This is a genomic window from Microbulbifer yueqingensis (assembly GCF_900100355.1).
Lineage (GTDB): Bacteria > Pseudomonadota > Gammaproteobacteria > Pseudomonadales > Cellvibrionaceae > Microbulbifer > Microbulbifer yueqingensis.
The window spans coordinates 229,454-242,797 of the sequence record NZ_FNFH01000004.1 but is presented as its reverse complement, the minus strand read 5'-3'; the positions used below and the strand labels follow the sequence as shown (position 1 = coordinate 242,797).

15 protein-coding genes are annotated in these 13,344 nt (G+C 65.9%); 4 read left to right on the top strand and 11 right to left on the bottom strand.

Annotated features, from left to right (window positions below):
* Positions 1-12: 12 nt before the first annotated feature.
* From BLT26_RS11675 to BLT26_RS11665, 3 genes are all read right to left on the bottom strand, one after another.
* The gene (locus BLT26_RS11675) at positions 13-819 is read right to left on the bottom strand and encodes a hypothetical protein (RefSeq protein ID WP_091514131.1); all 807 of its coding nucleotides are present in this window, start codon (positions 817-819) and stop codon (positions 13-15) included.
* 10 nt (positions 820-829) lie between these two features.
* On the bottom strand, positions 830-1,093 hold the full coding sequence (locus BLT26_RS11670; RefSeq protein ID WP_091514129.1) for a YheV family putative zinc ribbon protein: 264 nt from the start codon (positions 1,091-1,093) through the stop codon (positions 830-832).
* Between the two features lie 62 nt (positions 1,094-1,155).
* Positions 1,156-3,201, bottom strand: coding sequence for a M3 family metallopeptidase (locus tag BLT26_RS11665; RefSeq protein WP_091514126.1), 2,046 nt, complete (start codon positions 3,199-3,201; stop codon positions 1,156-1,158).
* Positions 3,202-3,328: 127 nt separating this feature from the next.
* Between BLT26_RS11665 and BLT26_RS11660 the strand changes: the two genes are divergently transcribed.
* Entirely contained in the window at positions 3,329-3,886 is a 558-nt protein-coding gene (locus BLT26_RS11660; protein WP_091514123.1) for a gamma carbonic anhydrase family protein, read from the top strand.
* Positions 3,887-3,915: 29 nt separating this feature from the next.
* On the opposite strand, the gene BLT26_RS11655 is transcribed toward BLT26_RS11660, so the two are convergent.
* The 8 genes from BLT26_RS11655 to BLT26_RS11620 all read right to left on the bottom strand — a co-directional run bounded on the left by BLT26_RS11655 (position 3,916) and on the right by BLT26_RS11620 (position 10,228).
* Complete coding sequence (locus tag BLT26_RS11655) at positions 3,916-4,317, bottom strand: hypothetical protein (protein WP_091514121.1); 402 nt, start codon at positions 4,315-4,317, stop codon at positions 3,916-3,918.
* A gap of 46 nt (positions 4,318-4,363) precedes the next feature.
* A complete protein-coding gene (aroE, locus tag BLT26_RS11650; RefSeq protein WP_245720689.1) occupies positions 4,364-5,188 on the bottom strand; it encodes a shikimate dehydrogenase in 825 nt (274 codons plus the stop codon).
* 69 nt (positions 5,189-5,257) lie between these two features.
* On the bottom strand, positions 5,258-5,689 hold the full coding sequence (locus BLT26_RS11645; RefSeq protein ID WP_091514117.1) for a hypothetical protein: 432 nt from the start codon (positions 5,687-5,689) through the stop codon (positions 5,258-5,260).
* A gap of 47 nt (positions 5,690-5,736) precedes the next feature.
* Positions 5,737-6,657 (bottom strand): oxygen-dependent coproporphyrinogen oxidase, encoded by a 921-nt coding sequence (gene hemF / locus BLT26_RS11640; RefSeq protein WP_091514114.1) that lies wholly within the window; start codon positions 6,655-6,657, stop codon positions 5,737-5,739.
* 29 nt (positions 6,658-6,686) lie between these two features.
* Positions 6,687-7,247, bottom strand: a complete 561-nt coding sequence (gene tsaC / locus BLT26_RS11635) for an L-threonylcarbamoyladenylate synthase type 1 TsaC (RefSeq protein ID WP_091514111.1) — start codon at positions 7,245-7,247, stop codon at positions 6,687-6,689.
* Positions 7,248-7,265: 18 nt separating this feature from the next.
* A complete protein-coding gene (purE, locus tag BLT26_RS11630; RefSeq protein ID WP_091514109.1) occupies positions 7,266-7,781 on the bottom strand; it encodes a 5-(carboxyamino)imidazole ribonucleotide mutase in 516 nt (171 codons plus the stop codon).
* A 180-nt stretch (positions 7,782-7,961) separates the two neighbouring features.
* Complete coding sequence (dprA, locus tag BLT26_RS11625; RefSeq protein ID WP_091514107.1) at positions 7,962-9,092, bottom strand: DNA-processing protein DprA; 1,131 nt, start codon at positions 9,090-9,092, stop codon at positions 7,962-7,964.
* A 74-nt stretch (positions 9,093-9,166) separates the two neighbouring features.
* Positions 9,167-10,228, bottom strand: a complete 1,062-nt coding sequence (locus BLT26_RS11620) for a LysM peptidoglycan-binding domain-containing protein (RefSeq protein WP_091514104.1) — start codon at positions 10,226-10,228, stop codon at positions 9,167-9,169.
* Positions 10,229-10,411: 183 nt separating this feature from the next.
* Here BLT26_RS11620 and def point away from each other — a divergent pair, with 183 nt between their 5' ends.
* The 3 genes from def to rsmB all read left to right on the top strand — a co-directional run bounded on the left by def (position 10,412) and on the right by rsmB (position 13,285).
* Positions 10,412-10,918, top strand: a complete 507-nt coding sequence (gene def / locus BLT26_RS11615; RefSeq protein WP_091514102.1) for a peptide deformylase — start codon at positions 10,412-10,414, stop codon at positions 10,916-10,918.
* Between the two features lie 76 nt (positions 10,919-10,994).
* Positions 10,995-11,969, top strand: coding sequence for a methionyl-tRNA formyltransferase (gene fmt, locus BLT26_RS11610; protein ID WP_091514099.1), 975 nt, complete (start codon positions 10,995-10,997; stop codon positions 11,967-11,969).
* The gene (gene rsmB / locus BLT26_RS11605) at positions 11,966-13,285 is read left to right on the top strand and encodes a 16S rRNA (cytosine(967)-C(5))-methyltransferase RsmB (protein WP_091514095.1); all 1,320 of its coding nucleotides are present in this window, start codon (positions 11,966-11,968) and stop codon (positions 13,283-13,285) included. The genes fmt and rsmB overlap by 4 nt, the downstream gene beginning before the upstream one ends.
* Positions 13,286-13,344 lie beyond the last annotated feature (59 nt).

Genomic DNA, 13,344 nt, shown 5'->3' with positions numbered 1-13,344 from the left:
GTCACCTTGCGCTTACTGGCTTTCCATCACCTGGGCCCAGTTGGCAAAAAACTCCCCTTCACCCTGCAGCACAGCACTGTTGAGTTGCTCCACTTCCCGGCGCAACGCACGGTCGTGGAAGTAGAGGCTCCCTGTGCGCAGTGTCCAGCCACGGGGGTTGTCCACCAGCAGGCTGTAGTACGCCTTTACCCGTTCCAGATGCGCCAAGACGCCGGACAGGGAGTAATGCCCCTTGCGATAGTGGTCCAGTACTTCAGCGTTAACTTCGTGCTCGACCTGCAGCTTCGTTGCTGCCGAGAGCCCGGAAGAGGAAACCAGCTGGGCAAAATCGCGCTTGAGATCGGCGAGGTAACGATCGGCCGCCCTGGCCCCGACCTCGAGTGAACCCGCCCGGCGGCGTAGCTGCCGCCGTGCACGACCATCGTCGAGGAGGCGGTTATCCCCAACCGGGAGCGCGGCGAATTTTCCCAGGGTGTTAAAAATTATCCGGTGCTGGGCGTTACTGTGATCAGTAAATTCCTCACAGATATCCACCGCCACCTGCCACTCCGGAAAGCTCTCGCCTTCGAGCAGCCGCCCGGGCAGTGCGGCGGCGTTCTCACTGAGCCTTTGTGCCTCCACGGGATAGAAGCCTGACTGGCGCCGCCAATCATTTGCCTGCAACCGGAACAGGGACAGCAGACTCTCATTCACGCAGCGCGACAAGAGCGTTGCCGTCTGCTGCCGGCGCTGCTCGTTCTGCTCACTGTAGCGCTCGTAAAAAAACAGGGCGGTGAACACACCGAGCAGCAACAGTGTGGCGATGGATATTTTCTTCATTTTTAGATCGTTATTTTTTTTTCTTGCCAGGATCCAGGATCTTTACCGGTGCCTCGCGCTCGCTGTCCCGCTCCGGGGCAACTCGCGTGCCCAGCTCGCGCGGTGCCGACTGCAGGCGGATCTCATCCTTGAAGCCACAGGCAACGCATTCACGGAAATTCTTTTCCCCTTCACGGTAGTTGACGATCCGGTCCATCGCACTGCAGCGGGGGCAGACAGCGCCGGCAATAAAGCGTTTTTTCGCGGGCTTGCCTTCACCCGATTCACTGGTCATTTTTTACCTGATACCTCGCTGTGGCAAAAACTTTGAAATCTCTTGACTCAAGCTGCGGGTGGCTACTGCACATCCGGTGTCGTCACGGCATCGATACCGGAATGACGCAAGAGCGCCTCTATGCTTGGCTCTCGCCCGCGGAATTCGGTAAACAGTTCCAGGGCATCGCGACTGCCACCCTGCTCAAGGATACTACCGAGAAAACGCAGGCCGGTATCCGCGTCGAAAATTCCGCGTTCCTCGAACATGGAAAAAGCATCGGCGGAGAGCACTTCCGCCCACTTGTAGCTGTAGTACCCGGCGGCGTAACCACCGGCAAATATATGGCTGAAACTGTGCTGGAAGCGGTTGTCGGCTATCACCGGCACCACCGCCACCCGGGCGCGCACCTCGTCGAGCAGCTGCTGGATCTCCCGCACCGACGCTCCCGCCGGGCGGCTGTGCAGCAGGAAGTCGAACAGGGCAAACTCCAGCTGGCGGACCGTGAACATGGCAGACTGGAAATTTTTCGCGGCCAGCATCTTGTCCAGCAGCGCCCGGGGCAGTGGCTCGCCGGTACGGTAGTGGCCGGAAATCATGGCAATCGCTTCCGGCTGCCAGCACCAATTCTCCAGGAACTGGCTCGGCAGCTCCACTGCGTCCCAGGCCACGCCGTTGATGCCGGACACTGCAGCCACATCCACCCGGGTGAGCATATGGTGCAGGCCGTGGCCGAATTCGTGAAAGAGCGTGGTGACCTCATTGTGGGTCAACAGCGAGGGGGTATCGCCGGTTGCGGCGCTGAAATTGCATACCAGGTAGGCGATCGGAAGCTGCATGCCCGCCTTCGCCTGGCGGCGCGTCGCCACGCTCGCCATCCATGCCCCCCCACGTTTTTTCTCCCGGGCAAAGGGGTCCAGGTAAAAGCCGGCGATACGCTCACCCTCACGAGCCAGCCAGAAGAACTGGACGTCGCGGTGCCAGACCGGTACCGAGGCATCTTCCTCGACGGTCACGCCGAAAAGCTTTTCCACCACCGAGAACAGCCCCGCCAGCACCTGCGGGTAGGGGAAATAGGGGCGCAGCTCTTCCTGGCTGATGGCATAGCGGCTCTGCTTGAGCCTCTCCGCCGCCCAGGGAATGTCCCAGGGATGCAGGTGTTCGAGTGACAGTGACTCGCGCGCGAACAGTCGCAGGTCGGCATATTCGCGCTCGGCAGCCGGACGCGCGCGCGCCGCCAGGTCTTCGAGGAAGCGGGTCACTTCCCCGGCGTCCGGGGCCATCTTGCTGGCGACCGAGAGCTCGGCGTAACTGCCAAAGCCCAGCAACCGGGCCTGCTCGGCCCGCAGCGCCAGGATTTCCTCCATCACCGCGGAATTGTCGAATTTTCCCGCCTGCGGCCCCACATCGGAGGCGCGGCTGACGAAAGCCCGGTAGACCCGCTCGCGCAGCTCGCGGTTGTCGGCGTGGGTCATTACCGCGAGGTAACTGGGACCGTCGAGGGTGATGGTCCAGCCCTCATTCCCGCGGCTGCGTGCCGCCTCCTCGGCCGCCGCGATCGCGGTGACCGGCAGGCCCGCCAGCTCTTCGACATCCGAGGTGTGGTAGGTCCAGGCATTGGTGGCGTCGAGCACGTTGTTGGCAAAGCGGCTCGACAGCTCCGCCAGGCGGCGGCTGTTGGCGGCGAAACGTTCCCGCTCTTCACCTTCCAGGGCGACGCCGCCGAGGCGGAAATCGCGCATGCCCAGGCGGATCATCTGCTTGCGGGCCTGTGGCCAGTTTTCGAAACCCCCGGTTTCGGACAAGCGACGGTAGACTTCGTACAGCTCCGGATTCTGGCCCTGCTCAGTCCAGTAAGCGGTGACCTCGGCGAGCGCCGCCTCATAGGGGGCACGCCAGTCGCCGCTCAGCACGCTGTTGAGATGACTCACCGGGGAGAAGGCCCGCGTCAGGCGGTCTTCCGCCTCTTCGAGGGGCGCCAGGGTGGTGTCCCAGCCGGGCTGTTCCAGTCCCTCACGCAGTACGTCACGGCAATTCCCGATCAACTCGGCGATCGCCGGCTCCACATGGTCGGGCTGCATGCGGTCGAACGGCGGCAGCAGTGAGATTTCTGACAGCGGATTGGACATGGGCGCCCCTGTGTTCTGGCATTGGTGCAACAATTGACTCGGCAGCAGGTTCCGCCGGCGCGGTGCCGGCATAAGCCCGCTGCTCCAGCCTGCTATGATAGCGGACCCATTGTACAGGAGGAGAGGCATGTCCCCATTGCGCAACCATGGTAACGGCGAAGCGGAAAAGACGCCCAAGCTCGGCAACGCGGTCTATGTCGATGCGCAGGCCGCAGTCATCGGCGACGTGACCCTGGGCGATGACAGTTCGGTGTGGCCGATGGCAGTGGTCCGCGGCGACATGCACCGCATCCGCATCGGTGCGCGGACCAGTGTGCAGGACGGTGCGGTGTTGCACATCACCCACGCCGGGCCTTTCAATGAGTCCGGGTGGCCACTGGAAATCGGAGACGACGTTACCATCGGCCACAAGGCGTGCCTGCATGGCTGTACCGTCGGCAGCCGGGTGCTGGTCGGCATCGGCGCCATCGTGCTTGACGGCGCGGTGATCGAGGACGAGGTGGTGCTGGCGGCCGGCGCCCTGGTACCGCCCGGGAAAAGACTGGAAAGCGGCTTCCTGTATGTGGGGGCGCCGTGCAAACAGGCACGGCCACTGACGGAAAAGGAGCGCGAGTTTTTCCGTTATTCCGCCGCAAATTACGTCAAGCTCAAGAACCAGTACCTGACCGAGCACGAGCAGTTCTGACGATCACGAGCAGTTTTGAATAGGGCCGCCTATTTGCCCTGGGCGCTCAGCAGGCCCGAGGCGGCGATGCCGCCCGCCGCGCAGGCGAGCACGATTACCAGCGGCGTGAGGGCGCCCAGCGCCAGGGCGCCAAACCCGTAGCCGCGCATCGGCAGCAGCAGGAACAGCATGACGCCGGCGGGCACCAGCGACAGGAAGAAGCCGCGCGTCAGCCAGGAACGGCGCCAGGGCAGCAGGAAAATCAGCCCGCAGATGCCGCCCCACACCACCCGCTGGTACAGGTAGGCATTGGACAGGTAGGGCGCGATATCCACCCCCACCCAGCGGGTAAAGCCGTGGTAACCCATGGCCCACAGGCCGATGGCGTAACAGAGGCCACCGAAGGCGCCGGCGGCAAAGCAAAAGGACAGGTTTCGCAGGAATTCGCGCACGTTCTACCTCTATTCATGCTGTTTATTGTTTTCCGGCAAGCCGTCCTCAGGCGGACAGCTGCATCTCCCGGCGCAGCTGCTCCAGCACCGGCGCCACATCCGGGCGCACCCCGCGCCACAGATAAAAGGATTCCGCCGCCTGCCCCACCAGCATCCCCAGCCCGTCGGCGGTCTCCGCACCGGCGGCGGCAGCCCAGCGCATAAACGCTGTCGGTCGCGGACCGTAAACCATGTCGTAGGCCCCGCAATGGTTGCCGACGGCGCTCGCCGGCAGGGGTGGCACCTCGTCGGCCAGGCTCGCGGCGCTGGCATTGATGATCAGGTCAAAACCGGGGGGGACGTCATCCAGTCCACCGGCACTCAGGTTTCCGCTGCCGGCAAACTCTTCCGCCAGCCGCTCGGCCTTCGACGCGGTGCGGTTGGCGATATGCACCAGGGCCGGGCGTTCCTCGAGCAGCGGCAGCAGGCCGCCCCGGACGGCGCCGCCGGCACCCAGCAGCAACAGGCGGCGACCCCTCAGGGGCCAGCCCAGCCGGTGGAGGTCCGCCACCAGCCCGGCGCCATCGGTATTGTCACCGAGGACAGTGCCATCAGCACGTCGCATCAGGGTGTTGACGGCGCCGGCGGCCCGGGCGCGCGGGGTCAGCTCGTCGGCGAAGGCACAGGCATCGAGCTTGAACGGAACGGTAACGTTGAGCCCGCAACCGCCGCGGGCGAAGAAATCGCGCGCAAAAGCGACGAAACCGCCGGGTTCGACCAGGTGCTTGCGGTAACAGATGTCCTGCCCGGTCTGCGCGGCAAAGGCAGTGTGGATCTCCGGTGAGCGGGAATGCTCGATGGGGTTGCCGACCACGGCGTAGCTGTCTGTCACGGTTGCATCCATTATTATCCGGGCGCCGCCGCGGGTTTAAACGGCGGGCTGAATGGGTGGGCGGCCGGTTCAGCGGCGGCGCAGGGCGTCGCGGATCCTACGGCTCTCGTCTACTGCGATCAGGCCGTCGATCTTCAACGCATCCTCGAACTCACTCACCAGGTAACGGGTGGTAGCGCTGTAAACTTCCTCGCGCCCGCCATCGCCGTCGCGGAGCAGGATCCAGTTGAGGGTGACCTGCGCGCTGCGCTCGTTCAGCTCGACGGTGTCGGTAACGGCACCGACAATCTGCGCCACACCGAGGCGGCGGTAGAAAGCCAGCAGGCGCCGAACCAGGTCTTCGAACTCGGGGCGCTCCACGGCGGCCTTGGCGCCGGTCTCGCCATAATAGTGCAGCGGAAACCGGTAGAAATCCGCGACCTGCTCGGCATCCCCACTTTCGAAGGTGCGCCGGTATTCCAGGAACAGCTGGTTGATGTCCTGCGCGCGCGATTTATCCAATGCGTGTTACTCCCGTTACTGCTGCTTACTGCTAATCGGTTCGCCGGTTACACCCAGTCCCGCGCGGGGAGGAAGTCGGTGTAGAGCCGGGCCTCCGGGGTGCCGGGCTCGGGATGCCAGTCGTACTGCCAGCGCACCAGTGGCGGCAATGACATGAGGATCGACTCGGTGCGCCCGCCGCTCTGCAGGCCGAACAGGGTGCCGCGATCGAAGACGAGGTTGAACTCCACGTAGCGGCCGCGCCGGTAGAGCTGGAAATTGCGCTCGCGCTCGCCGTAGGGGGTGTCCTTGCGCCGTTGCACGATGGGCAGGTAGGCATCCAGGTAGCTGTCGCCCACTGCACGCATCAGGGCAAAAGCGTTGTCGAAGCCGCCCGCGTTGAAATCATCGAAAAACAACCCGCCGACACCGCGCGCCTCCTCCCGGTGTTTCAGGTAGAAGTAGTCGTCGCACCACTTCTTGAAACGCGGGTAGATATCCTCTCCGAAAGGATGACAGGCTTCCTTTGCAGTTTTATGCCAGTGCAGCACATCTTCCTCAACCCCGTAATAGGGCGTCAGGTCATAGCCACCGCCGAACCACCATACCGGCTCGGCGCCGGGCTTCTCAGCGACGAACAGGCGCACGTTGGCATGGCTGGTGGGCACGTGCGGATTGCGCGGGTGGATCACCAGCGAGACGCCCATGGCCTCGAAGGAGCGCCCGGCGAGCTCCGGCCGGTTGGCCGTGGCCGAGGGCGGCAGGCCCTCGCCGTAAACATGGGAGAAGTTGACCCCGCCCTTCTCGATCAGCGCGCCCTCCTCGAGCACGCGGGTGCGGCCCCCGCCCCCGCCGGGTCGTTCCCAGCGGTCCTCGCGGAAGTCGCTGCCATCCTCGGCTGCCAGTCCGTTACAGATGCGGTCCTGCAGGTCGAGCAGGTAATTTTTGACCGCCGCTGTGTCGGGCGCGGTAGAGGTTGTTTCGCTCATGTTCGGGATTTCCCTGTCTGGGGATTGTTTCAACTGCCCGGCCGCAGGACATCACCGCTGATCAGGTCGCGGATCTCGCTGGGGCTGGCACGGCCGCCGGTGGCGCCGCCGCCAACGAAGTCCAGCGCGCCGCCAAAATAGCGCAGTACCTGGTACCTGTGCCGGGCCGGCTGGGCACCCGCCGGGTTGGCGGATGTGGATACGATAGCGCCGCCGAACTCGCGACATAACGCCGCGGTGAAGGGGTGGTTGGTGCAGCGCAGGGCCACGGAGTGGTGATCGCCGCTGATCCAGGGGGGCACGCGGCCGAAATGCGGTACCAGCCAGGTCACGGGACCGGGCCAGGTGCGGTGGAGTTGCTGCAGCTGGGACGCCGTGAGGTTATCCAGCAGGGGGGAGAAATCGGCCTCGTCACCGGATACCAGGATCAGCCCCTTGGACACCGGGCGGTCCTTCAGTCGCAGCAGGCGCTCGACCGCATCCCGGTTATATGGGTCGCAGGCGAGCCCCCACACAGATTCGGTGGGATGGGCGATGACGCCGCCCGCGGCGAGGGCGCGGGCGGCGAAGCGGACATCGAGTAACGACACCGCCGGGCCTCCGTCAGCTTACTTGGACTTGCGCTGCTCGAGGTCTTTCTGCAGCTGCTCGTCCTTGGCGATGATCGCCTCGGCATTGGCGCGCCGCTCGTCCACCAGCTTCTGGTGCATCTCCTTGTCGGAGGAACCGATGATCTGTGCGGCCAGGTAGGCGGCGTTCTTGGCGCCGGCCTTGCCGATGGCCACGGTCGCCACCGGGATACCACCCGGCATCTGTACGGTGGACAGCAGTGCGTCCAGTCCGTCCAGGGAGGCGTTGATCGGCACGCCGATGACCGGCTTCAGGGTGGTGGCGGAAACGGCGCCGGCCAGGTGCGCAGCCATGCCGGCGGCACAGATGAACGCAGCACAACCGCGCTTGTCGGCGTCAGTCACGTAATTGTGGGTGTTTTCCGGGGTGCGGTGTGCAGAAGTGACCTTCACTTCGAAGGGAATGTCGAACTTCTCCAGCACGCCGAAGGCGGCTTCCATAACCGGCAGGTCGGAATCAGAACCCATCAGGATGGCGACAAAAGGCTTGCTCATTTCAGCTCTCTCTAACACGGTCGATGCGGTAAAGACGCGGCAATCTAGCGGATTGCCCGACGCAGTACAAGTTCCGCGCTGCCCGCCAGCCGGGCGGGGCGACGGGTGCTTACATTACTAAAGCGCAGATTAATCCCCGCCGGGTCAGGATTGGCGCCCGGCGGCACCAGAAGCGGGCGCTCAGCCAGCCGCTTCCAGGTGGGCGGCACCGCGAGCGGTCAGCTGGTAGCCACTGGCGACCTGCTCCACCAGCCCGGCCAGCTCCATCTGCAGCAGCGTCGCCATCAGCGTCCCCGTTTCCGCAGTGGTATCAGCCGCCAGCTGTTCCAGGCTGCGGGGATCGCCCCCCAGCGCGGTCACTATCGCTTCCTCCTCCGCAGTGAGGGGCGGGCCCGGGGGCGCAGTCGTCGTTGCCGGAATATAGACGCCGCCCATCTGGGCGACGATGTCTGCACTGGTCTCCACCAGTGCGGCGCCCTGCTTGATGAGGTCGTGGCAACCGCGGGCCATCGGGTTGTGGATGGAGCCGGGAATGGCGAAGACCTCGCGATTCTGTTCCAGTGCCAGCCGCGCGGTAATCAGGGAACCGGAACGAAGTGCGGCCTCCACCAGCAGCACCCCCCGGCTAAGACCACTGATGATGCGATTGCGCCGGGGGAAGTTGCCCGCCTCGGGCGCGCTGTGCATGGGCAGTTCGCTGAGCACCGCACCACCGCCCGCAATGATCTCCTCCGCCAGCGCGCCGTTGCCGCGCGGATAGAGCCGGTCCACGCCGCTACCCAGCACCGCCAGGGTGACACCGCCGCCGTCGAGCGCGCCGCGGTGGGCGGCGGCGTCCACCCCCAGGGCGAGCCCCGAGGTGATGGCAAAGCCACCGGCGGCTAGCTCCCGGCTGAATGCGCGGGCGTTGTCCAGGCCCGCGCGCGTGGCACGCCGCGCACCCACCACCGCGATCTGGGGCAGGTGCAGGACGGCGGGGTCGCCGCGCAGGTAAAGGACCGGTGGCGGGCGCTGGATCTCGCGCAGCAGGCCGGGGTAATCGTCGTCAGCGTGGTGGATCAGGCGGGCGCCAGCGTGGGCACAGCGGTCAATTTCGTCACCCACCCATCGCAACAGTTCACTGTCCGCCTCGCGCTCGCGGAAGTCGGCCCACTGGCGCTGCGCACGGGCGGGAAGCCTGGAGCGAACCGCGGCGGGAAGTGAATGCAGGGCACTGACCGGGCAGTGGTACTGCTCGAGCAGCTGCCAGTAGCGGGCGGGGCCCAGTGCTTCGAGGCGCAACAGGGCCAGGGTGGCGGTAAGCGCGTCCATGCGTCTTCCCGGGGATGGTTGTCAGTGAGTGATCGTTTTCCCGCCCACTGGGAGCGGTGCGGTCACCCCCGCGTTCAGGGGTTGCGGACCAGGTCCATTATCTCCAGTGCGCGGTCGGACTCGAGCACCAGGCCCAGGCTCATCTTCTCGAAGGTGCGGAACACCATCAGCAGGCCGGCGCGCTCATCCGGCAGTTTCACGTTCTCATTCTCGATGCGGTCCCGCACCACGGCGCCACGCTTGTAGATCGCCAGCACGTGACCCGGCTGCAGGCCCTCGCGCTCACCCTGGTTAATGGCGACCACGTCGTATTTGCCGATCTGGGTAACGCCCTCCTCGACGCCGAGGATTACTCCCTCCACCGGCGTGGCGGGGGCACCCGGCTGGAACAGCGCGGCAATGGAGCGCTGCTCGACCGGCAGCAGGCGGTCCTCGAGGCGAATTTCACGGGAGGTACGGGTGACTTCCATGGTGGCCACGGCAAAGTCCTGGCGCTGGTCCGGGTCCAGCTGGTAGAGGTCGACGTCGCCCACGTCCAGCGCCTGCAAGCCGAGGATCTCGCCGGTGTAGGGATCGGCGTAGACCTCGCCGGGACGATAGATGCCGTAGGATGCCAGCGGCGCACGGAAGTCGCCGCGGGCGTAGATGCGCTCGCCCGCTCCCATCAGGATGCGCTGGTCCTGCCCGGAGATCACATAGGGCGTGCCCTCAAAGGCATTGGGCTCGACGATTCGGGTGCGGGACAGGAAGGCGTTGATCGCGTCCAGCGGAATGGCCGGGATGGCCTCACTGACCGCTTCACGGCGCACCTGCGGCTGCAGGCGGTCGGCGCCCGGGGACAGGCGGTAGGGGCGCGGGCCGCGCTCCAGCTGCAGGCGCGGCTGACCCTCGACGTACACCAGGCGCAAACGGTCACCGGGGTAGATCAGGTGGGGATTCTCGATCTGCGGATTGACCTGCCAGATTTCCGGCCAGTACCAGGGCTGCGCGAGGAAGGTGCCGGAGATGTCCCAGAGGGTGTCGCCCCGCTGGACCACATACTCGTCCGGGTGGTCCGGGTTGAGGCGCACTTCGGCCGCCTGGAGGCCGAACGCGGCTGCCAGCAGTACGCCGGCGGCCAGAATAATTTTTTTCATGGAAGCATTCCTATGCTCTTTATCGCTATAATTCTCAGCGCCGGGCCACAGCCGAGTGGCGGGAGCCTTGTGCACAGCATATGGCAGGCGCAGCCTGCAAAGGCTCCTTGCGGCAAATATCGAGCGCGATCATTATGTTATCAGCGCAAGTTCCATGTTTACTAGAAGTTTGTCACAGGTGCTATGGCCAAGCTCGAGATCCTAGAATTCCCCGATCCCCGCCTGCGTCAGGAGGCCCAGCCCGTCGAATCCGTCAACGACGAGCTGCGCAGCCTCATCGACGACATGTTCGAGACCATGTATGAGGCTCCGGGCGTCGGCCTGGCGGCCACCCAGGTCAATGTGCACCAGCGCATAGTGGTGATCGATGTCTCCGAAGACCAGAGCGAGCCGCTGGTTTTCATCAACCCCGAGGTTGAGGTGCTGGACGAGGAGATCCACCAGTACGACGAGGGCTGCCTGTCCGTGCCCGGCTTCTATGAGACGGTAGAGCGCCCCCGCCGCGTGCGGGTGAAGGCGCTGGACCGCGAGGGCGAGGCCTTCGCCATGGAGGCCGAGGGCCTGCTGGCGGTGTGTATCCAGCACGAGCTGGATCACCTGAATGGCAAGCTGTTCGTGGACTATATCTCGCCCCTCAAGCGCAATCGCATCCGCTCCAAGCTGGAAAAAGCCCAGCGCAAGCGCGCCTGATCCCGGCGCCAGGCCGCCGGGCGCAACCGCGAATTCCCCGCCGCCGGCTCGCCGGCGGCAAGCAAACAACCGAACTATGACCCAGCCATTGAAAGTGATTTTCGCCGGCACGCCGGACTTTGCCGCCGTGCACCTACAGGGACTGCTCGACAGCGAGCACTCCGTGATCGCTGTCTACACCCAGCCTGACCGCCCCGCCGGGCGCGGCAAGAAACTGCTCGCCAGCCCGGTCAAGCAGCTGGCACTGCAGCACGACATCCCCGTCTACCAGCCGCCCAGCCTGCGGGACGAGGCAGCCCAGGCGGAGCTGGCCTCCCTCGACGCCGACGTGATGGTGGTGGTGGCCTACGGCCTGATCCTGCCCCAGGCGGTGCTGGACACGCCGCGACTGGGATGCGTGAACGTGCACGCCTCCCTCCTGCCGCGCTGGCGCGGGGCCGCCCCGATCCAGCGGGCCATCGAGGCCGGCGATCCCGAGAGCGGGGTGGCCATCATGCAGATGGAGGCCGGCCTCGACACCGGGCCGGTACTGGTGGAGAGCCGCTGCCCCATTTCCCCGCGCGACACCGGCGGCAGCCTGCACGACAAACTGGCCCGGCTGGGCGGCCCGGCGCTGCTGGAGGCGCTGACCCGGCTGGCGGACGGGTCCGCCGAACCGCAGGCCCAGGACGACAGCCGCGCCACCTATGCCGCCAAGATCAGCAAGGAAGAAGCACGGCTCGACTGGCATCGCCCTGCCACGGAGCTGGAGCGCCAGATCCGCGCCTTCAACCCCTTCCCCGTCTGCTGGACCACCTATACGGACCAGCGCGGCGAGCAGCGCCTGCGGGTGTACGGCGCCCAGCTGGAGCGCGGCTGTCACAGCGATGCTCCCGGCACCATTCTCGCGGCCGACGCCGAGGGCATACTGGTAGCCTGCGGACGCGAGGCGCTCCGCCTCCAGCAGCTGCAGCTGCCGGGCAAGAAGGCGCTGCCGGCGGAAGAGATCCTGAAGGGCTATCGGGACCTGTTTGGCCCCGGCCATCAACTCGGGGGTAGCGCTACCATATGAGCACAGACAACACCGATGTCAGGGCCGCAGCCGCACAGGTGATGGGCCCCATACTGGCTGGCCAGGGATCGCTGGCGCGGCTGCTGCCCCGCCTGGAGCAGAGGGTAGCCGAGCGCGACCGGCCCCTATTGCGCGAACTCTGCTACGGCTGCGCCCGCACCGCCCCTCGGCTGCAGCTGGTGGCCGCCCGGCTGGTGCGCCGGCCCCCGTCCGACAGCCTGGTGCAGGCGCTGTTACTGCTGGGCCTGTACCAGCTTGAATACACCCGCATTCCCGACCACGCCGCCATATCCGCCACGGTGGATGCGGCGCGACGCCTGAAGCTGGAGCGGGCCACCGGACTGATCAACGGCGTCCTACGCAATGCGCAGCGCCGGCGCGAGGAGCTGCAGCGCAAGCTGTCCGGCAATCCGCAGTTCAGTTCCATGCACCCGGCCTGGCTGCAGCAACGCATCAAGGCTGCCTGGCGCGACCGCGCCGCAGACATTTTCCGCGCCAACAACACCGCGCCGCCGATGACCCTGCGCGTGAACACCGCGCGCGGCACCCGCGACGAATACCTCGCACGCCTGCAGGAAGCGGGCATCGCGGCGGTTCCCTGCGCGCTGTCACCGGTGGGGGTCACCCTGGAGGAGCCGCGGGCGGTAACCGAGCTGCCCGGTTTCGCCGAGGGCGATGTGAGCGTGCAGGACGAGTCCGCCCAGCTGGCGGCACTACTGCTGCAGCCGGGAGCCGGTGAGCGGGTACTGGACGCCTGCGCGGCACCCGGGGGCAAGAGCTGCCACCTGCTGGAACAGCAGCCGGATATCCACCTGGCCGCCCTGGATATCGACGAGGAACGCCTCGACCGGGTGGCGGAGAGCCTCGCGCGGATCGGTGCCAGCGCCGAACTTTTGTGCGCCGACGCCGCGGATACCCGCAACTGGTGGGACGGTGAGCCCTACGACCGCATCCTCCTGGATGCGCCCTGCTCCGCCACCGGCGTGATCCGGCGCAACCCGGATATCAAGCTGCTGCGCCGCGCCGGGGACATAACCGCGCTGGCGGAGCTGCAGGCGCGGATACTGCGGGTGCAGTGGCAGCTGTTGCGTCCCGGCGGGACCCTGCTATACGCCACCTGCTCCATCCTGCCGGCGGAAAACAGTGACGTGGTCGCCCGCTTCATTGCGGAGACCGGGGATGCGAGCGACAATACCCCGCAAATGCTCGAAGGGCAGCCGTGGGGCGAGCCGCAGGCAGCGGGAATGCAGCTCTTCCCCGCCACCGGCGGCGGCGACGGCTTTTACTATGCGCTGCTCGGCAAGGCAACGCCGTAACGGGCAGCGGACAGCCGGCGCTGTGCCGGACAATAACAGCTAGGGCGGCTGCGGCCGCG